Source organism: Streptomyces sp. NPDC006326 (assembly GCF_040612915.1).
Taxonomy (GTDB): domain Bacteria; phylum Actinomycetota; class Actinomycetes; order Streptomycetales; family Streptomycetaceae; genus Streptomyces.
Genome location: NZ_JBEXRC010000020.1, coordinates 1 through 19,878, shown reverse-complemented (window position 1 = coordinate 19,878; position 19,878 = coordinate 1). Strand labels below are relative to the sequence as shown.

Here is a 19,878-nt window from a genome sequence, read left to right as displayed (position 1 = left end):
CGCCCGCCAGGCTCACGACCGGCCCATGCTCATGTCAATGGGGCGTGGCCGAAAGGGGCCCGCACGTGTGACGTGCGGGCCCCATGAGGCGTACGGCCCTCTGCGGGGAGGCGGCGGACGGGCCGGCTAGCCGGCCATGTTGTCGGCCAGCTCCTCGCTGAGGTTGGACTCGGTGCCGGGGATGCCGAGGTCCTGGGCCCGCTTGTCGGCCATCGCCAGCAGACGGCGGATCCGGCCGGCGACCGCGTCCTTGGTCAGCGGCGGGTCGGCGAGCGCGCCCAGCTCCTCCAGGGAGGCCTGCTTGTGCTCCATGCGCAGCCGGCCGGCCGCGGCCAGGTGCTCGGGGACCTCCTCGCCGAGGATCTCCAGGGCGCGCTGCACGCGGGCCCCGGCGGCCACCGCGGCCCGCGCCGAGCGGCGCAGGTTGGCGTCGTCGAAGTTGGCCAGGCGGTTGGCGGTGGCGCGCACCTCGCGCCGCATCCGCCGCTCCTCCCACGCCAGCACCGACTCGTGGGCCCCGAGCCGGGTCAGCAGGGCGCCGATGGCGTCGCCGTCGCGGACCACCACGCGGTCGACCCCGCGCACCTCGCGGGCCTTCGCGGCGATGGAGAGCCGACGGGCGGCGCCCACCAGGGCCAGGGCGGCTTCCGGACCGGGGCAGGTGACCTCCAGCGAGGAGGACCGGCCCGGCTCGGTGAGCGAGCCGTGGGCCAGGAAGGCGCCGCGCCAGGCCGCCTCGGCGTCACAGGTGGCCCCGGAGACCACCTGCGGGGGAAGACCCCGGATCGGGCGGCCCCGGCCGTCCACGAGGCCGGTCTGGCGGGCCAGCTGGTCGCCCCCGGCCACGACCCGGACGACGTAGCGGCTGCCGCGGCGCAGTCCGCCGGGGGCCATGACCACGAGGTCCGAGGAATGGCCGAAGATCTCCAGGATGTCCTTGCGCAGGCGCCGGGCAGCGATCCCGGTGTCCAGCTCCGCCTCGATGACGATCCGCCCGCTCACCAGGTGCAGCCCGCCCGCGAACCGAAGAATCGCCGAGACCTCCGCCTTCCTGCAGCAGGTCCGGGTGACGGGGAGCCGGGAGATCTCATCCTTCACCGCTGGCGTCATCGCCATGGGCCGATCCTTCCATGCATCCGAAAAATACGGTCGTACGCGGCGGCGAGCAGCTCCGGGTCATGCTTCGGAGAGCCGTCCTGCCTGGCCACGGGGGCCAGCTCGACTGCGGCGCCGAAGCGCTGTGCGGCATCGGCGAGGGACTCGCGGTCGGGCACGGCGGCCTGGTCGGCCAGCACCACGTCCAGGGCGAGTTTAGGGGCGTGTCGGGCCAAAACCTCCAAATGACGCTGCGGAGAGAAGCCCTCTGTTTCGCCGGGCTGCGGCGCGAGGTTCAACGACAGGACCCGGCGGGCCTTGGTCTCCATCAGCGCGTCGAGCAGTTCCGGGACCAGCAGGTGCGGGATCACCGAGGAGAACCACGACCCGGGACCCAGCACCACCCAGTCCGCGTCCAGCACCGCGGCGACGGCCTCCGGCACGGCGGGCGGGTCCGAGGGCACGACGTGAACGGAGAGCACCTCGCCGGGAGTGGTGGCCACCGTGGCCTGTCCCCGGACGGTGTCCACGTCCTGCGGGCGGGCCGGGTCGTGGCCCCTGACCAGTGCCTGGAGCTCCAGGGGCACCGCCGACATGGGCAGGACCCGGCCCTGGGCGCCGAGGAGCCTGCCCACCAGGTCCAGGGCCTGGACCGGGTCGCCCAGCTGCTCCCAGAGGGCGACGATCAGCAGGTTGCCGACGGCGTGCTCGTGCAGGGCGCCGGCGGACTGGAAGCGGTGCTGGATGACGCGGGCCCAGGTCTGGCCCCAGTCGTCGTCCCCGCACAGCGCGGCCAGCGCCTTGCGCAGGTCACCGGGCGGCAGCACGCCGAGCTCCTCGCGCAGCCGGCCGCTGGAGCCGCCGTCGTCGGCGACGGTGACCACGGCCGTGAGCTCGCCGGTGATCCGGCGCAGGGCCGCCAGGGAGGCCGACAGCCCCATGCCGCCGCCGAGGGCGACGACCTTGGGTGCGGCCACCTTCGGGGCTGCGCCGCCGCGCAGCCCGGTGCGGCGGGCACCGTCCTCGTCCCGTCCCGAGGTGAGACGGCGCAGGCGGCGCAGCCGCAGGGTGCGTCCGGTCACTCGCGCCCCATGTCCCGGTGGACCACGACGGTCTCGACTCCCTCGGAGGCGAGGCGGGCGGCGAGCTTCTCCGACATGGCCACGCTGCGGTGCTTGCCGCCGGTGCAGCCGACCGCGATGGTCACGTACCGCTTGCCCTCGCGGCGGTAGCCGGTGGCGATGAGCTGGAGCAGCTCCGTGTAGCGGTCGAGGAACTCCTTGGCGCCGGGCTGGCTGAAGACGTAGCCCGACACCTCCGGGTTCAGACCGGTGAAGGGGCGCAGCTCCGGCACCCAGTGCGGGTTCGGGATGAAACGGCAGTCGACGACGAGGTCGGCGTCGACGGGGAGGCCGTACTTGTAGCCGAAGGACATGACCGTGGCCCGCAGCTCGGGCTCCTCGTCGCCGGCGAACTGCGCGTCCATCTTGGCGCGCAGCTCGTGCACGTTGAGGCTGGAGGTATCGATCACCAGGTCGGCGTCGCCGCGCAGCTCGCGCAGCAGGTCGCGCTCGGCGGCGATGCCGTCGACGATGCGGCCGTCGCCCTGGAGGGGGTGCGGGCGGCGGACCGACTCGAAGCGGCGGACCAGCGCGTCGTCGGAGGACTCCAGGAAGACGATGCGCCGGGTGACCCCGCGCAGCTCCAGGTCGGCGAGGGACTCGCGCAGGGCGTCGAAGAACTGGCGGCCGCGGACGTCGACGACGACGGCGATCCGCGCCACGTTGCCCTGCGAGCGGGCGCCGAGCTCCACCATGGTGGGGATCAGGGCGGGCGGGAGGTTGTCGACGACGAACCAGCCGAGGTCCTCCAGACACTTGGCCGCCGTGCTGCGGCCGGCCCCTGACATGCCGGAGATGATCACCAGTTCGGGGATGGCCGCCTCGGCGGTATCTCCGGGCTCCACTGTCGTGCCCGTAGTCACCTGTGCTCCGTCTCGGTCGTGCTCGGTCGTGTGCTGGGTGGTGTGCGCGGTCTCGTGCTCGGTCTGGTGCTCGGACGCGTGCTCGGTCATTGCTCGGTCCCCCGTTCGGACGATGTCCCCCGGCTGCTGCCGGAGGTGCCCCCGCCCACCGGGGCGGGATGGTCATCCTCAATGATCTCTCCTGTCGCCATGTTGACGGCAGGACCGGCGGGGACCGCCCGGGCGAGCGCCGCGGCCACGGTCTCGGCCGTCTTGCGGCCTATGCCCGGGACCTCGCAGATCTGGTCGATTGTCGCCTGTCTCAGCTTCTTCACCGAACCGAAGTGCTTGACCAGGGCCTGCTTGCGGCTCTCGCCCAGCCCCGGGACCTCGTCCAGGGGGCCCGACCGGATCCGCTTGCCGCGCTTGTTGCGCTGGTACTGGATGGCGAACCGGTGCGCTTCGTCACGGACCCGCTGGAGCAGGTACAGGCCCTCGCTGGTGCGCGGCAGCACGACCGGGTCGTCCTCGCCGGGCAGCCACACCTCCTCCAGCCGCTTGGCCAGCCCGCACACCGCCACGTCGTCGATCCCGAGCTCGTCCAGGGCCCGCTGCGCGGCGGCCACCTGCGGCTGCCCGCCGTCGACCACGACGAGCTGGGGCGGGTACGCGAAGCGCCTGGGCCTGCCGTCGTCCTCGGCCGGCTGCTGGTCGCCGTCCTCCGGGGACCACTCGCCGGTCTTCAGCTTCTCCTGGAGGTAGCGGCGGAACCGCCGGGAGACCACCTCGTGCATCGAGCGGACGTCGTCCTGCCCCGGATGCGACTTGATCTGGAAGCGCCGGTACTCGCTCTTGCGGGCGAGGCCGTCCTCGAAGACGACCATGGAGGCCACCACGTCCTCGCCCTGCAGGTGCGAGATGTCGAAGCACTCGATGCGCAGCGGGGCGCTGTCCAGCTCCAGGGCCCCGGCGATCTCCTCCAGGGCCCGGGAACGGGTGGTGAGGTCGCTGGCCCGCTTGGTCTTGTGCAGGGCGAGGGACTGCTGCGCGTTGCGGTGCACGGTCTCCATGAGCGACTTCTTGTCCCCGCGCTGCGGCACGCGCAGGCTGACGCCGGCGCCGCGCCGCCCGGCGAGCCACTGGCTCAGCGCCGGGGCGTCGTCGGGGAGCACCGGGACCAGCACCTCCTTGGGGACGGTCTCGCCCTTCTCCTCCCCGTACAGCTGCTGCAGGGCGTGCTCGACGAGGCCCGCGGTGTCGACCGCCTCGACCTTGTCGGTGACCCAGCCGCGCTGGCCGCGGACCCGGCCGCCGCGGACGTGGAAGATCTGGACGGCGGCTTCGAGCTCGTCCTCGGCGACCGCGATGAGGTCGGCGTCGGTGGCGTCGGCGAGCACGACGGCGTTCTTCTCCATGGCCCGGCGCAGCGCCCCTATGTCGTCGCGCAGCCGGGCGGCCTTCTCGTACTCCATCTCCTCGGCGGCCTCGTGCATCTGCTTCTCAAGGCGGGAGAGGTAGGTGCCGGTGCGGCCGGCCATGAAGTCGCAGAAGTCCTCGGCCAGTTCCCGGTGCTCCTCGGGGGTGACCCGGCCGACGCAGGGCGCGGAGCACTTGCCGATGTAGCCGAGCAGGCAGGGGCGGCCGATCTGGGCGGAACGCTTGAACACCCCGGCGGAGCAGGTGCGGACGGGGAAGACCCGCAGCATCAGGTCGACGGTCTCGCGGATCGCCCAGGCGTGGGCGTACGGCCCGAAATAGCGCACGCCCTTTTTCTTGGGGCCGCGCATGACCTGGACCCGCGGGTACTGCTCGTTCATGGTGACGGCGAGGGAGGGGTAGCTCTTGTCGTCCCGGTACTTCACGTTGAACCGGGGGTCGAACTCCTTGATCCAGGAGTATTCGAGCTGGAGCGCCTCGACCTCGGTCGAGACGACGGTCCACTCGACGGAGGCGGCCGTGGTCACCATCGTGGCGGTACGGGGGTGCAGGCCGGCGACGTCCTGGAAGTAGTTGGCCAGGCGTTGGCGCAGGCTCTTGGCCTTCCCGACGTAGATCACCCGGCGGTGCTCGTCGCGGAACCTGTAGACCCCCGGGGAGTCGGGCACCTGTCCCGGCTCGGGGCGGTAACTGGAAGGGTCGGCCATGCCAACACCCTACTTGCGGGAACCGACAACCCGGCAGCACCGCCTCGTGCGGGCCTGAGCCGGGCCGGGCGGGGCGCGGGGGCGCGAGGCGGCTTCGCCGGGTGTGGTGTCGTTGCGCGGGAGCGTGGGGTGGCGGGGTGGTGCCACTCCGGAAGTTCGTCTCGGCTCGCGGATCCTGGCCGAGTCACGGCCTGACCCGGCGGTGACCGCTCATCCTCGACTCACCACCGCAGTGTCCCCACCCCGCCCGCACATCTCCCGGCCCAGAGCCCCGGTATCCGAGACACAGGCCCGGCACATCCCGCCAAATCCAGCCCCGTCGGCGATTGAGGCGCGGGGGTCCGGGGGCCGGCCCCCGGCAACGGCGCCGCACAGGCAACCGGACCTGCTCACCCCAGCCATGAACCTGCCCCCAACCTCGCGGCACGGGCCCGCCAAATCCAGCCTCGCCGGCGTTTGAGGCGCGGGGGTCCGGGGGCTGGCCCCCGGCAACGGCGCCGCACCGGCAACCGGACCCCCCGCCCCAACCCCGGCACCGGCCGGCCGGAAGGGCGATTGAGGCGCGGGGGTCCGGGCCCGGGCGTCAGGTCAGGGCTCGGCGGGATCTGCGGAGGGCGAGCGCGCCCAGCGCCCCGGCCGCGAGCGCACCGGCCGCGGCCCCGGCCGTCACCGGGAGGCCGCCCCGCGCCTCCGCGGCCTGCGGGTCCGCGTAGCCGCCGGCCTTGCCGGCCTCGGCGTAGGCGGAGCCGGGGAGCTTGTCCCCGTACGCCTTCACCACGCGGGAGCGGTACGCCGCGAGGGTGGTCCCGCCGTCGCCCACCGCCCGTACCGCGTCCTCGTCCAGCGGGAGGACCCGGCTGTCCCGGGCGACGTACCAGGCGTCGGTCTGCGGCTCCCGGAACACCGTGCCGCCCGGCAGTTTCGCGGCGCCGAGCTGCGCGTAGCGGAATTCGTCGTCGCCGGTGGCGATGTTCACCACCTGCCAGCCCGCCCCGGTCCTGGCGGTCCACAGCGAGGCCTGCTGCCCGTCGGAGGAGACCGCCTTGGTGGCGAGGAATTCCAGCCGGGCCACGGACGCGCCCGGCTTGCCCGCGACGAAGTCCGGGGAGAGGTAGTGGACCGGGACCGCCTCACCTTCGGTGTGCGGCCGGGCCGCGGTGACCGCGACCTTGCCCTCCCGGGCGAAGAACCGGGAGAGGGTGGCCAGGGTGTCGGGGGCGGCGGCCGCGCGGCCCGCCTCGGCCCGGGCCTCGGCGGTGACGGACTGGGGCTGCGGCACGGGTGCGGCGGAGGCCTGCGGGGTCAGGCCGAGGGCCAGGCCGGCGGTCGCGGCGAGCACGGCCGCGGCGGTGCGTACGGTCGCGGTCATGGCGCTCACGCCCCGATCCGGTAGAGCGAGTGGGTCCAGGAGAAGGTGCTGTTGTCCACGTACCAGGCGTGCGAGGCCCAGTTGTAGCGGTCGCTGGACGGCCACGGGTCGCCCCAGTAGACCCAGCTGTTCGCGGTGTCGTAGCCGTAGATCACGTGCATGTGGCCGCCGCCGTTGGACCACTGGATCCGGGTCTCGACCGGGCGGTTCGCCTCGATCTCGGTCTGGACGGTGCTGTAGCGCAGCCAGCCGTTCACGTACGAGCCGGGGCTGATCCCGGCCCAGTTCAGGGCGGTCTGGACGTTGCCCAGGGTGGCCTGGTTGTTGGGGCAGTCGTAGCCCTGCTGGCGGTTGAAGGCGGCGTTGCAGAACTGGTTCTGGGTGTAGTTGCGGCCGAACCACGTGGCGATCGTGTTGCCGCCGGCGGCCCAGCACCAGTTGGTCTTCTGCTGCGCCTGCATGGTGATGTCCAGGCGCTTGGCGGACAGGGCGGAGTCGGTACCGGCACCGGCGGCGGTGGCGGTGGCGGTGGGCAGGGCGAAGAGCACGGCGGTGAGGACGGCGGCCAGGGACAGCCGCCGGTTTCGGTTGCGCATCGCGTTCCTCCCGTGGGGGGAGTGGGGATGGAGGAGCGCGTCCGGACGCTGAGGAGGAGCATCAAGGTGTTGTCGCGATCAGGTCAACACGCTTCAATACGCGGTGACATTGCAGTGTGAATGGTGGGACCGCCGTGTGAACGGCTGCCGTCCTTTCACCTGGACCCCCGACGCCCTCGGCAGACCCTCGCGTCCCACCGCGCGTGAACGTTCACAGAAGGAGCCGTGATGCGGTCGACGGGGCAGAGCGCGGCGAACACCGAGGACATCGCGCACCTGCTGCGCACCGGGCCCTTCCATCTGGCGCTGCGCGCCGCGCTCACCGCTCGCGGGCTGCCGCTGCACCGCGTCCAGCACCGGCTCGCCGCCCGCGGCATCAAGGTCGGGGTGACCAGCCTCAGTTACTGGCAGCAGGGCGCCCGCCGCCCGCGCCGCCCCGAGTCCCTGCGGGCCGTCCGGGCCCTGGAGCAGATCCTCGAACTGCCCACGGGCACGCTGCTGCGGCTGCTGACCGCACCCGCGGCCGGCGCAGGTCCGGAGGCGGTACGGCCGCCGTCCCGCTCGTACCGGGCGCTGATCAGCGTGGGGGCGGCCGTGGAGGAGCTGCTGGCCGGCATGGATCTGCCCGCCGACGGCGGCCTGCACACCGTCGGCCACCACGAGCGGGTGCGCATCGGCGGCGCCGGCGAGCTGCTGGGCCGCGAGTCGCAGCACGTCGTACGGGCCCACCGCGACGGGGTCGACCGCTACCTGGCCGTGCACCACGGCGACCCGGGGTGCGACCCGGCCCGGGTGCGGGTCCGGGCGCACGAGAACTGCCGCACCGGCCGGGTGCGCTGGCACCGCGAGGCGGAGGTCCTCGTCGCCGAGCTGCTCTTCGACGCCCGGCTGCGCGCCGGGGACACCTACCTCTTCGGGTACGGCTTCGAGGACGGCACGGGCGGCCGCAGCACCGAGTACGTCCGCGGGTTCAGCTACACCGGCGGGCAGTACGTGCTCCAGGTCCGCTTCGACGAGGCGGCACTGCCGGTGCGCTGCCGGCGCTTCAGCCGCTCCGGGCCGGGGGCGCCGCCCAGAGGCATCGCCGACCTGACACCGAGCGGGCGCCACCGGGCGGTGCACCTGGTGGAGCCGACGGTGAGGCGGGGGATCCTGGGCATCGCCTGGGACTGGGCCTAGCCGACAGACCGCGGCGGGGGTCAGCCGGCGATGAGCCTGCCGTTCTCGGCCTTCACGGGAACGGCGGGCAGCGGGTCGGCGGCCGGGCCGCGCAGGACCTTGCCGGTCGCCACGTCGAAGCGGCTGCCGTGGCACGGGCAGTTGCCCTCCCCCTCGACGATCTTGTCCAGGACGCAGCCGGCGTGGGTGCACTGGGCGCTGAACGCCTTGTACTGGCCTTCGGCGGGGCAGCTGACGACCAGCTTCCGCTCGCGGAACAGCTTCGAGCCGCCGACCGGCACCTCCGATGCGGCCCCGAGCTCGACCGGGGCGGTGGGGACCGCCGGGGAGCCGGATCCGCTGTTGCCCTCGGGGGAGCAGGCCGCGAGCGCCGCTCCCGCGCCGGCCGTCCCGACGAGGGCGGCGGCGCCCTTGAGGACGGTACGGCGGGCCGGGGGTATCTCCCGGTGGGGCGAGGGGGAGGACGGCGACGCGGACATGCGGTGCTCCTGGTTCGGGCTGCGGCAGCCGGCTCGTGTTCGGCCGGGCCCACCCGACGATACCGGCGGCCGATGGGATAGCTTCCCCCGCGTGATCGTCGTCGGCGGAGAAGCCCTGATCGACCTGGTGCCCGTGGCGCAGCCACCGGGCGCGCTGCTGCCGCGGCCGGGCGGGGGGCCGTACAACACCGCGCTGGCGCTCGGCAGGCTCGGCGCGGACGTCGCCTTCTGCTCCAGGGTCTCGACGGACGGCTTCGGGGAAAGCCTGCTGGCCGGGCTTCGGGCGGCCGGGGTCGACCTGTCGCTGGTCCAGCGCGGTCCGGAGCCCACCACCCTCGCCGTGCCCTCGCTGGCCCCGGACGGCTCGGCGGCGTACGGCTTCTACGTGGAGGGGACGGCGGACCGGCTGTTCACCCTGCCCGACGCGCTCCCCGCGAGCGCCCGCGCCCTGGCCCTCGGCACCTGCTCGCTCGCGCTGGAACCGGGCGCGAGCGCGTACGAGGCCCTGCTGCGCCGGGAGTCGCGGCGCGGGCTGCTGACCCTGCTCGACCCCAACATCCGGCCCGGGCTGATCCCCGACCCGGAGGCCTACCGGGCCCGGTTCCGCGGCTGGCTGCCGTACGTGTCCGTCCTCAAGCTGTCGCAGGAGGACGCCCGGTGGCTGGGCGGCCGGGTGGAGGACTGGCTGGCGGCGGGGCCGTCGGCGGTGGTGCTCACCCGGGGCGGCGAGGGGCTGACGGTCCGGACACGGGAGGGCGCGGAGCACACGGCGGCCGCCCGCCCTGTCGCGGTGGTCGACACGATCGGCGCGGGCGACACGGTCAACGCGGCGCTGCTGCACCGGCTGGCCGCCCCCGGCCGCTCGGGCCCGGTGGACTGGCCCGGCGTCCTGGCCCATGCCGCCCACGCGGCAGCCCTGACCTGCACGCGGGCGGGCGCCGAGCCGCCGTACGCGCGGGAGCTCGGCGCCTAGGAGTACGGCCCGGCAGGCCGCTCAGCGGAGGGCGGCCCACAGGGTGCGGGCCACGGCGGGCGCGAACTCCTCGACGGGCTGGACCACTTCCTCACCGGAGAAGTGCAGGAAGAAGGCCCGCTGGAAGCAGGCGCCGAGCAGCAGCGCGGCGGCGGCCGCGGGGGCGGCGTCCGGGCGGAGCCTTCCGCGGTCCTGCTCCCGGCGCAGGTGCGCGGTCAGGGCGTCGCGTACGACGTGCGGCCCGGTGCCGATCTGCTGGACGCCCTCGCGGTGCCGGGTCAGCAGCGCGGGCTCGGCGAAGAGCGAGGCCGCCATGGGCATGGCGTCCGCGTAGAACAGGGAGGCGTGGCGGGCGATGGCGGTGAGGCCGTCCTCGACGGAGCGCTCCGCGTGGTCCCCGACGAGCTCGGCCATGAGCGGTCCGGCGTTGGGCGTGCGTTCCATGAGCACCCGTACGAACAGCTCTTCCTTGTTCGCGTAGTACTTGTAGAGCGCGGCCTCCGAGCAGCCCGCCTCGCGGGCGATGGCCTTGGTGGTGGTGTTGGCCAGGCCGATGGTGCGCATGAGCCTCTCGGCGGCGTCGAGCAGCCGCTCAGGCGTGGGACGGCTTGACTTCGAGGTGAGCATTCACTCACTCTAGGGCCAAGCGATGGTGAGTAAATACTCACCCACCTTCGGGGAGGCGGGAGCCCAGCCATGGAACTCACGGTGTTCGGAGCCTCGGGCGGCGTAGGCCGCGAGGTCGTCCGCCAGGCGCTCGACGCAGGTCACGAGGTGACGGCGGTGGTCCGGGACCCCGCCCGGCTGGGAGTGGCGGCACACGACCGGCTCCGGGTGGCGGTCGTCGCCGACCTCACGGACGAGGACGCCCTGCTCCCCGTCCTCTCGGGCCGGTCGGCGGTGATCTCGGCGCTGGGAGCGCCGAGCAACAAGCAGGCACGGCTGGCTCCGGTCACCGGGCCGGCGGTACGGGCCATCGTGAGCGCCATGGACCGGGCCGGCGTGAGCCGCCTCGCGGCGGTCAGCGCGGCGCCGGTGGGGCCGGACGTGGCGGACGACGGGTGGTTCAGCCGGAAGGTCTTCCTTCCGCTGCTGCGCAGGGCCCTGCGGGACCTGTACGCGGATCTGGCGGTGATGGAGGCGGCGATCCGGGCGAGCGGCACCCAGTGGACGGTGATCCGGCCGCCGCGCCTGCTGAACCGGCCGGGCACCGGCCGCTACCGCAGGGTGGTCGGGGCGAACGTGCCGGGCGGCCGGGTCATCGCCCGAGCGGACGTCGCGGACGCCCTCCTGAAGTCCCTGACGGACCCCTCGACCCTCCACCACGCGGTGGGCGTAGCCGCCTGACGCGCGCGGCCCGCGGCGGAGCCCGCCGCCGCCCGGCCGACTGCGCCTGCGGGACTGGTCGGGGGACAGCCCCGCAGGACGCCGCCCGCCGGGTTCCGGCGGGCGGCGCCTCGCTGCGCGGTCACGCCCCGCTGCAGCGGTCGGGCCCTGCGCGTCAGGCCTTGCGGTCGCCAGGCCCTGCGGGCGTCAGGCCTTGCGGGCCCGCGCCGTCGCCTTCTTGGCCGGGGCGGCCGCGGCCTTCTTGGCCGTGGTCCGCTTCCGGGCCGCCGGAACCACCGGGGCCGCGTCCGAGATCCGGTCCGCGCCCAGGATGTCCCGCAGGAACTTGCCCGTGTGGCTGGCGCCCACCGCCGCGACCTGCTCCGGCGTACCCTCGGCCACCACGAGACCGCCGCCGTAGCCGCCCTCGGGACCCATGTCGATGACCCAGTCCGCCGTCTTGATGACGTCGAGGTTGTGCTCGATGACGATCACCGAGTTCCCCTTGTCCACCAGCCCGGACAGCACCTTGATCAGCTTCGAGATGTCCTCGAAGTGCAGACCGGTCGTCGGCTCGTCCAGGACGTACACCGTCCGCCCCGTCGACCGCTTCTGGAGCTCCGAGGCCAGCTTCACGCGCTGCGCCTCACCACCGGACAGTGTCGGCGCCGACTGGCCGAGCCGCACGTACCCCAGGCCCACCTCGTTCAGGGTCCGCAGGTGCCGCGCGATCGTCGGCACGGCCTCGAAGAAGTCCAGCGCCTCCTCGATCGGCATGTTCAGCACTTCCGCGATGGACTTGCCCTTGTAGTGGACCTCCAGCGTCTCCCGGTTGTACCGGTCGCCGTGGCACACCTCGCAGGGGACGTACACGTCCGGCAGGAAGTTCATCTCGATCTTGATCGTGCCGTCGCCGGAGCAGTTCTCGCACCGGCCGCCCTTCACGTTGAAGGAGAAGCGGCCCGGCAGGTAGCCGCGCACCTTCGCCTCCATCGTCTCGGCGAAGAGCTTGCGCACGTGGTCGAAGACACCGGTGTACGTCGCCGGGTTCGATCGCGGCGTGCGTCCGATCGGCGACTGGTCGACGTGCACGACCTTGTCGACCAGGTCGTCCCCGTCCACCCGGGTGTGCCGCCCCGGCACCGACCGGGCGCCGTTCAGCTCGCGCGCCAGGTGCGTGTAGAGGATGTCGTTGACCAGCGTGGACTTGCCGGAGCCGGACACGCCGGTGACCGCCGTGAGCACGCCCAGCGGGAAGGACACGTCGATGTCCCGCAGGTTGTTCTCCTTGGCGCCGTGGACGGTGAGCCTGCGGTCCCCGTTCACCGGACGGCGTACGTCCGGGACCGCGATGGACCGCTTGCCGGACAGGTACTGCCCGGTCATCGACTCGCCGTTCTTCAGCAGCTCCTTCAGCGAGCCGCTGTGCACGACCTTGCCGCCGTGCTCGCCCGCGCCCGGACCGATGTCCACGACCCAGTCGGCCACCTTGATGGTGTCCTCGTCGTGCTCGACCACGATCAGGGTGTTGCCCATGTCGCGCAGCCGCACCAGCGTCTCGATCAGCCGGTGGTTGTCCCGCTGGTGCAGGCCGATGGAGGGCTCGTCGAGCACGTACAGCACGCCCACCAGGCCCGAGCCGATCTGCGTGGCCAGCCGGATGCGCTGGGCCTCGCCGCCCGACAGGGTCCCCGCGGCGCGGTTCAGCGAGAGGTAGTCCAGGCCGACGTCCACGAGGAAGCGCAGCCGCTCGTTGACCTCCTTGAGGACCCGCTCGGCGATCTTCTTGTCCCGGGCGTCGAGCCGCAGCTGTCCCAGGAACTCCGCGCACTCGCTGATCGACATCGCGGCGACCTCGGCGATGGACTTCTCCATCACCGTCACCGCGAGCACGATCGGCTTGAGCCGGGTGCCCTCACAGGTCGGACACGGCACCTCGCGCATGTAGCCCTCGAAGCGCTCGCGGCTCGCGTCGCTCTCGGACTCCGCGTGCCGCCGCTTGACGAACGGCACGGCGCCCTCGAAGGCCGTGGTGTAGGCCCGCTCCCGCCCGTACCGGTTGCGGTAGCGGACCTCGATCTGCGTCCGGTGCCCGTACAGCAGTGCCTTCTTCGCGCGCGCCGGCAGCCCGGCCCACGGGATGTCCGTACGGAAGCCCAGCTCGCCGGCGAGCGCGCCGATCAGCCGCTGGAAGTAGTCCTTGGTGTGCCCGAGCGACCACGGGGAGACCGCGCCCTCGTCGAGGGACTTCTCCTCGTCCGGGACGATCAGCTCCGGGTCCACCTCCATGCGCGTACCGATACCCGTGCACTCGGGGCAGGCACCGAAGGGCGAGTTGAAGGAGAAGGAGCGCGGCTCCAGCTCCTCGAAGGAGAGGTCGTCGTACGGGCAGTAGAGGTGCTCGGAGTACATCCGCTCACGCTCGGGGTCGTCCTCGGCGAGGTCGACGAAGTCCAGGATCACCATGCCGCCGGAGAGGCCGAGGGCGGTCTCCACCGAGTCGGTGAGCCGGCGCTTGGCGCTCTCCTTGACCGTGAGGCGGTCGACGACCACCTCGATGGTGTGCTTCTCCTGCTTCTTCAGCGTGGGCGGCTCGGACAGCTGGATCGTCTCGCCGTCCACCCGCGCCCGGCTGTAGCCCTTGGTCTGGAGGTCGGAGAAGAGGTCGACGAACTCGCCCTTGCGCTCGCGCACCAGCGGCGAGAGCACCTGGAAGCGGCTGCCCTCCGGGAGCGCGAGCACCTTGTCGACGATCGCCTGCGGCGACTGCCGCGAGATCGGGCGGCGGCACTCGGGGCAGTGGGGCTTGCCGATGCGCGCGAAGAGCAGGCGGAGGTAGTCGTAGACCTCGGTGATGGTGCCGACGGTCGAGCGCGGGTTGCGCGAGGTCGACTTCTGGTCGATCGAGACGGCCGGGGAGAGGCCCTCGATGAAGTCGACGTCGGGCTTGTCCATCTGCCCCAGGAACTGGCGGGCGTACGACGAGAGCGACTCGACGTAGCGGCGCTGGCCCTCGGCGAAGATCGTGTCGAAGGCCAGGGAGGACTTGCCCGACCCGGAGAGTCCGGTGAAGACGATGAGGGAGTCGCGGGGCAGGTCGAGCGAGACGTTCTTGAGGTTGTGCTCGCGAGCGCCACGAACGATGAGACGGTCGGTCACGCCGGTCCGCACCTTTCTTGAGAGAGCGGGGGGCACGGGCCCCCGTCCCAGGGTATGGGGGGCGCCTCTGCGGTGGGGTGGTGCTTGACTTACGAGCGTATAGCACGCGCATTCGATTTACGGCACGCCCGGGACGGCTTCACCCGATCGGGTGGCCGGCGCCCCGGGCCCACTAGGCTCGTCCCATGACTGATCATGTGCACGACCTGCGATCTGTACGTGAAGCCACGGACCGGCTGCTGACCGCGGCCGCGAAACTGGACAACGCCGCCCTGGCCGGGGAGTCACACCTGCCCGGCTGGACCCGCGGCCACATCCTGGCCCACCTCGCACGCAACGCGGACGCCCTCGTCAATGTCCTGGAGGGCCGACCGATGTACGAGAGCGGTGAGGCCCGCGACGCGGACATCGAGCGCGATGCCGGCCGGACTCTGGTGGAACAGCTGGAGGACGTACGGAATTCCGCGGACGGCTTCCAGGCCGTCGCGGACGCCCCCCAGGACTGGTCGCGGACCGTCGAGCTCCGCAACGGTGTGACCGACCTCGCCTCCAACGTGCCGTTCCGCCGGCTCGTGGAGGTGGAGCTGCACCACGTCGACCTGGACATCGGCTACGGGCTCGACGACCTGCCGGAGGAGTTCACCGCGCGCGAGATCGCCTTTCTCGCCGACCGCTGGGCCGGGCGCCCCGAGGTCCCCGCCACCGCCCTGACCGCGACGGACGGCCGCACCTGGCGGACCGGCGCCGCCGGGGACCCCGTCGTCACCGTCTCCGGCCCGGCGGCCGGGCTGCTGGCCTGGCTGGCCGGCCGCGGTGACAAGGGCGCCTCGCTGACCACCGCGGGCGGAGCCCTGCCCGCCCTCCCGGCGCTCTAGGATCACGACATGACGTACAGCGGAGCGGTCAAGGTCGGCGGTCCGGCCGACGTGCATGAACTCTCGGACCTGATGATTTCCAAGGTCGCGGTGGGCTCGATGAACAACAACGCCTACCTGCTGCGCTGCCGGGCCACCGGCGAACAGCTGCTGATCGACGCAGCCGCCGAGGCGCACACGCTGCTGCAGCTGATCGGGGACGACGGCATCGCCTCGGTGGTCACCACCCACCGCCACGGCGACCACTGGGGCGCGCTCCGGGAGGTGGTCGACGCGACCGGCGCCCGGACGTACGCCGGCGCCTTCGACGCCGAGGGCATCCCGGTGCCCACCGACGTGCCGGTGGCGGACGGCGACACGATCACGGTGGGGCGGGTCACCCTGACCGCCCGCCACCTGGTCGGACACACCCCGGGCTCGATCGCGCTGGTCTACGACGACCCGCACGGGCACCCGCACGTCTTCACCGGGGACTGCCTCTTCCCGGGCGGCGTCGGCAACACGTGGGGGGACCCGGAGGCCTTCGCGAGCCTCATCGACGACGTGCAGCACAAGCTGTTCGAGCAGCTGCCGGACGAGACGTGGGTGTACCCGGGGCACGGCAACGACACCACCCTCGGCGCCGAGCGCCCGCACCTGGCCGAGTGGCGCGAGCGGGGCTGGTAGTCCCGGTCCGGCCGAGCGCCGGACGGTCCCCGGCCGGTCGCCCTCCGGTCAACTCCGCGGAGGAGTGCACTCCTTCCGGTCGAAGATGACCGAACGCACGTCCCTCGGGTGTGGGGCGGGGTAGTTGCTGCACCATGCACCACGACCCCGCCCCTGCCCCGGCGCCGTCATCGCAGCCGCCACCGCCATCGCCGCCCCCGTCCCCGTCGATGGCCCGGCTGGCCCTGGCCTCGCTCGCCGGAACGGCCATCGAGTTCTACGACTTCTTCGTCTACGGCACGGCCGCCGCCCTCGTGCTCGGCCCGCTCTTCTTCCCCTCGTTCTCCCCGCTGGCCGGGACCCTCGCCGCCTTCGGCACCTTCGGCATCGGCTTCCTCGCCCGCCCGCTGGGCTCCGCGCTCTTCGGACACGTCGGCGACCGCTACGGCCGCCGCCCGGTCCTGCTCGTCTCCCTGCTGCTGACCGGCCTCGCCACCGTGGGGGTCGGCTGCGTGCCGACGTACTCCTCGATCGGGGCGGCCGCGCCCCTCCTGCTGCTCCTGCTCCGCTTCCTGCAGGGACTCGGCCTCGGCGGCGAGTGGGGCGGGGCCGTGCTGCTGACGGCCGAGCACGCCCCCGAGCACCGGCGCGGGCTCTGGGCGAGCTTCCCCCAGATCGGGCCACCCGTGGGCTTCATGCTGGCCAACGGCATGATCCTGGCGCTGTCCGCGGCCCTCACCGACGGGCAGTTCACCTCTTGGGGCTGGCGGGTGCCGTTCTGGGCCGCCGGGCTGCTGGCCCTGGCCGGGCTGTGGCTGCGCCGCTCGGTGGAGGAGACCCCGCAGTTCCGCGCGCTCGCGGAGACCGGGCGGCGCGCCGACGCCCCGCTGTCCGAGGTGGTCCGCGGACACTGGCGGCTGCTCCTGCTGACCGGTGGGGCCCTCGCCTCCGGGTACGCCGTCTTCTACGCGGTCACCACCTGGTCCCTCGCGTACGCCACCGAACACCTTGAGGTGGACCGCACCGTGATGCTGGCCTGCATCATGGCCGCCGTCGTGCTCAAGGCCACGGTGACCCCGCTCGCGGCCGTGCTGGGCGACCGGTACGGGCGCAAGCCGCTGTGCCTGGCCGGCTGCGCGATGTGCGCGGTGTGGATGTTCCCCTTCGTCGCGCTGCTGCGCACCACGGATCCGCTGCTGATGACGATGGGCTTCCTGGGCGGCCTGCTGGGCATGGTGACCACCTTCGCCGTGGTGGGTGCGTACCTGCCGGAGCTGTACGCCCCGCGGATCCGCTGTACGGGCGCGGCCGTCGGCTACAACCTGGGCGGGGTGCTGGGCGGGGCGCTGACCCCGATCGTGGCGACGGCGCTGGCGGACGGTTCGGGTCCGCCGTGGGGCGTGGCCCTGTACCTGAGCGGCCTGTCCGTGCTGAGCCTGGGCTGCTTCGCGCTCCTGCCGGAGACCAACCCCGCGGTCGTCCGGCCGCGCAGGGGTCCGGGGGCGGGGACGGAAGCGGGGGCGGCCGAAGCGGCCGCCCCCGTGTAGCGCACGGCCCTCGGGCCGTGTGCGGATCAGGCGCCGATGCTCTCCGAGCGGGCGGCGGCCTCGGCGGCCGCCTGCTTCCTGGAGGCCCGCAGACTGGTGAGGGTGGTGATCACCAGGACGCCGCAGATGACGCCGAGGGAGACCGGGATGGAGATCTGCGGTACGTGGACGCCCGACTCGTGCAGGGCGTGCAGCACCAGCTTGACGCCGATGAAGCCGAGGATGACGGACAGGCCGTAGCTGAGGTGGACCAGCTTCTGGAGCAGGCCGCCGATGAGGAAGTACAGCTGGCGCAGGCCCATCAGGGCGAAGGCGTTGGCGGTGAAGACGATGTACGGGTCCTGGGTGAGGCCGAAGATCGCGGGGATCGAGTCCAGGGCGAACAGCACGTCGGTGGTGCCGATGGCCAGCATGACCACCATCAGCGGGGTCAGGATGCGCTTGCCGTTGTTCCGGATGAAGAGCCTGGTCCCGTGGTAGCGGTCCGCGACGCCGAACTTCTTCTCGATGGACTTGAGGAGGCGGTTCTCCTCGAATTCCTCTTCCTCCTCGCCCTTGCGGGCCTCCTGGATGAGCTTCCAGGCGGTGTAGATCAGGAAGGCGCCGAAGAGGTAGAACACCCAGGAGAAGGTGGTGATGATCGCGGCTCCGGCGGCGATGAAGATCGCGCGCAGGACGAGGGCGATCAGCACGCCCACGAGCAGCACCCGCTGCTGGAGCTGGGAGGGCACCGAGAACTTCGCCATGATCAGGACGAAGACGAAGAGGTTGTCCACGCTCAGGGACTTCTCGGTGATGAAGCCCGCGAAGAACTCCTGGGAGGCCTGGCCGTTGCCGAAGAACAGCAGGCCGAGACCGAAGAGGGCGGCGAGGACGATCCAGACGACCGTCCAGGTGCCCGCTTCCTTGATCGATACGTCGTGCGGTTTGCGGCCGATGAAGAAATCGGCGCCGATCAGGATGCCCAGACCGAGAATGGTCAGCACCCAGAGGTTCAACGAAACGTCCACTTTTCACGCCTCCGGCGGATGGCTCGGCACACAGGTCAGCGTCATCGCTGCCGGAGGTCTCTTCCACCCGGGCCGCTGGGGCCGCGGGCCGACGCCCCGGGACCGACTGCGGTGCATGTGACCGAGTGGTCCGTATTGACGGGCGCGCCGTGCAGGAAAGCAGGAATACTCCCCTCCGCACGGCCAGGGTACCCGTCAGAGGCGGAAAAGGTAAAGGGAACGCCAAGGAATGGTCATGGGCGGGCCTGGCGGCGGGCCGCTGCGATCCTCTCCAGCGTCTGCTCCAGGACCTGGCTGCCCTGCGGCGGCAGGTCCGGTTCGAAGGTCCAGGCATGACCGACCCACGGGTCGGCGAGGTGGTTGTCCGGGACCGGCGACAGCCGCATCAGGGAGCGCCACAGCGGGTCGAGCAGCGGGCCGTACGCCGAGGCCTCGTCCCGGTCCGCGACCATCAGCAGGTGTACGCCGACGGCCGGACCCTCGTCGGCCAGGTACCGCAGCTGTGTGACGGCCCGGTCGTCGAAGCCGTGCGGGAAGTCGTGCACGATCAGGAGCTGTTCGGCCGTGTCCACGTCCGGCGGCAGGTCCTCGGGGGCTCCGGCCCGCAGCGCCATCTGTACGAGGTCCACCCGCCGGGTCAGCTGCGCGAGGGTCTGCGTGACCGCCGCGGCGCCGGAGGCGGGCGGCCCGGCCAGCACCCCGGCGCGTACGAGCGGAGCCAGTGAGGCGGCCCCGGCCCCGGCCGCGTCGATGACGTGGACCGCGTACCGGTCGCCGGGGTGGACGGCGAGCAGCCGGACCGCGTGCGCGACGGCCATGTCCATGGCCGTCCGGCGCAGCCGGTCGGTGTCCATGGCCATCGCGGCCTCCGAGCCGGTGCGGCCGTTGTCGATCCAGAGACCGCGCTCCAGCGGGAGGCGCACCAGCATGGGGATGCGCAGCGCGGGCCGCTCCGGCAGGTGCAGGTCCCCCAGGCGCAGGGCCAGCGGCTCCTCCTGGGGCACTCCCCGGCCGTGCCAGACGGGATTGGCCCAGCGGGCGTACGCGGTCGGCAGCGCGGGCTCGACCACCTCGGACTCGGCGGCCAGTTGGGCGAGGTCCCGGTCGAGCACGGCCTGCGCCCGGGCGACGAGCTCGTCACGGCGGGCCCGGGCCTCGTCGCGGGCGGCGTTGCCGGAGCCCGCGAGGCGGTGGCGGGGGTCGGACAGGACCTCGTCCAGCTCCCGGTCCATCCGGGAGTCGGCGAAGTCGCAGGCGCTCCGGTAGGCGGCGACCGTCCGGGCCAGGTCCTCGAACATGCCCCAGACCTGGTTGTAGAGCCGCTCCTCCATGGACCAGCCGCTGGCGTCACCGGCGACGGGGCGCGGTGCCTCGCCGGGCCCGGGGGCTTCGGGGGCCCGGGGCGCGGGCTCCGGCGCCTCCGCGGTGGTCCGGCGGCGGCGGGGGTGCACGTAGTCGAGGGTGGGCGGGCTCGGCGTCGGCGGCCCGTCGGCGGCGGCCGACGGGTCGGGGCCGGAC

General features: G+C 72.8%; 16 protein-coding genes and 1 pseudogene. 6 read left to right on the top strand and 11 right to left on the bottom strand.

What is annotated here, in order from left to right; translation table 11 throughout:
- Nucleotides 1-126 precede the first annotated feature (126 nt).
- From whiA to ABZ128_RS17350, 6 genes are all read right to left on the bottom strand, one after another.
- Nucleotides 127-1,116 carry a DNA-binding protein WhiA gene (gene whiA, locus ABZ128_RS17375; protein WP_356849235.1) on the bottom strand — a complete coding sequence of 330 codons (990 nt, stop codon included), beginning with the start codon at nt 1,114-1,116 and terminating at the stop codon, nt 127-129.
- Complete coding sequence (yvcK, locus tag ABZ128_RS17370) at nt 1,107-2,177, bottom strand: uridine diphosphate-N-acetylglucosamine-binding protein YvcK (protein WP_356849234.1); 1,071 nt, start codon at nt 2,175-2,177, stop codon at nt 1,107-1,109. The genes whiA and yvcK overlap by 10 nt, the downstream gene beginning before the upstream one ends.
- Nucleotides 2,174-3,169: an RNase adapter RapZ gene (gene rapZ / locus ABZ128_RS17365; RefSeq protein WP_356849232.1), complete on the bottom strand. Its 996-nt coding sequence runs from the start codon at nt 3,167-3,169 to the stop codon at nt 2,174-2,176. The genes yvcK and rapZ overlap by 4 nt, the downstream gene beginning before the upstream one ends.
- Complete coding sequence (gene uvrC / locus ABZ128_RS17360; protein WP_356849231.1) at nt 3,166-5,202, bottom strand: excinuclease ABC subunit UvrC; 2,037 nt, start codon at nt 5,200-5,202, stop codon at nt 3,166-3,168. Before uvrC ends, rapZ begins: the two co-directional genes overlap by 4 nt.
- A gap of 583 nt (nt 5,203-5,785) precedes the next feature.
- Nucleotides 5,786-6,571 (bottom strand): hypothetical protein, encoded by a 786-nt coding sequence (locus ABZ128_RS17355; protein ID WP_356849358.1) that lies wholly within the window; start codon nt 6,569-6,571, stop codon nt 5,786-5,788.
- A gap of 5 nt (nt 6,572-6,576) precedes the next feature.
- Nucleotides 6,577-7,167: a papain-like cysteine protease family protein gene (locus ABZ128_RS17350; protein WP_356849229.1), complete on the bottom strand. Its 591-nt coding sequence runs from the start codon at nt 7,165-7,167 to the stop codon at nt 6,577-6,579.
- Between the two features lie 228 nt (nt 7,168-7,395).
- Here ABZ128_RS17350 and ABZ128_RS17345 point away from each other — a divergent pair, with 228 nt between their 5' ends.
- Nucleotides 7,396-8,346 (top strand): hypothetical protein, encoded by a 951-nt coding sequence (locus tag ABZ128_RS17345; protein WP_356849228.1) that lies wholly within the window; start codon nt 7,396-7,398, stop codon nt 8,344-8,346.
- Between the two features lie 20 nt (nt 8,347-8,366).
- Here ABZ128_RS17345 and ABZ128_RS17340 read toward each other — a convergent pair whose 3' ends face one another.
- Nucleotides 8,367-8,825 (bottom strand): Rieske (2Fe-2S) protein, encoded by a 459-nt coding sequence (locus ABZ128_RS17340; RefSeq protein WP_356849226.1) that lies wholly within the window; start codon nt 8,823-8,825, stop codon nt 8,367-8,369.
- Between the two features lie 91 nt (nt 8,826-8,916).
- Between ABZ128_RS17340 and ABZ128_RS17335 the strand changes: the two genes are divergently transcribed.
- A complete protein-coding gene (locus ABZ128_RS17335; RefSeq protein WP_356849224.1) occupies nt 8,917-9,798 on the top strand; it encodes a carbohydrate kinase in 882 nt (293 codons plus the stop codon).
- A 21-nt stretch (nt 9,799-9,819) separates the two neighbouring features.
- Here the strand turns inward: ABZ128_RS17335 and ABZ128_RS17330 are convergent, their stop codons facing one another.
- Nucleotides 9,820-10,425 (bottom strand): helix-turn-helix domain-containing protein, encoded by a 606-nt coding sequence (locus tag ABZ128_RS17330; protein WP_356849222.1) that lies wholly within the window; start codon nt 10,423-10,425, stop codon nt 9,820-9,822.
- A 69-nt stretch (nt 10,426-10,494) separates the two neighbouring features.
- Here ABZ128_RS17330 and ABZ128_RS17325 point away from each other — a divergent pair, with 69 nt between their 5' ends.
- Entirely contained in the window at nt 10,495-11,145 is a 651-nt protein-coding gene (locus ABZ128_RS17325) for an NAD(P)H-binding protein (protein ID WP_356849220.1), read from the top strand.
- A gap of 186 nt (nt 11,146-11,331) precedes the next feature.
- On the opposite strand, the gene uvrA is transcribed toward ABZ128_RS17325, so the two are convergent.
- Nucleotides 11,332-14,283, bottom strand: a complete 2,952-nt coding sequence (gene uvrA / locus ABZ128_RS17320; protein ID WP_356849219.1) for an excinuclease ABC subunit UvrA — start codon at nt 14,281-14,283, stop codon at nt 11,332-11,334.
- Between the two features lie 185 nt (nt 14,284-14,468).
- On the opposite strand from uvrA, the gene ABZ128_RS17315 reads away from it, so the two are divergent.
- The 3 genes from ABZ128_RS17315 (at nt 14,469) to ABZ128_RS17305 (ending at nt 17,350) form a co-directional block, all read left to right on the top strand.
- Complete coding sequence (locus ABZ128_RS17315; RefSeq protein ID WP_356849218.1) at nt 14,469-15,158, top strand: maleylpyruvate isomerase family mycothiol-dependent enzyme; 690 nt, start codon at nt 14,469-14,471, stop codon at nt 15,156-15,158.
- A gap of 9 nt (nt 15,159-15,167) precedes the next feature.
- Nucleotides 15,168-15,824, top strand: coding sequence for an MBL fold metallo-hydrolase (locus ABZ128_RS17310; protein ID WP_356849216.1), 657 nt, complete (start codon nt 15,168-15,170; stop codon nt 15,822-15,824).
- 209 nt (nt 15,825-16,033) lie between these two features.
- Entirely contained in the window at nt 16,034-17,350 is a 1,317-nt protein-coding gene (locus ABZ128_RS17305) for an MFS transporter (protein ID WP_356849214.1), read from the top strand.
- Nucleotides 17,351-17,376: 26 nt separating this feature from the next.
- Here ABZ128_RS17305 and ABZ128_RS17300 read toward each other — a convergent pair whose 3' ends face one another.
- Complete coding sequence (locus tag ABZ128_RS17300; protein ID WP_356849212.1) at nt 17,377-18,360, bottom strand: TerC/Alx family metal homeostasis membrane protein; 984 nt, start codon at nt 18,358-18,360, stop codon at nt 17,377-17,379.
- A gap of 233 nt (nt 18,361-18,593) precedes the next feature.
- Nucleotides 18,594-19,878: pseudogene (locus tag ABZ128_RS17295) on the bottom strand (export associated protein); the annotation flags it as partial.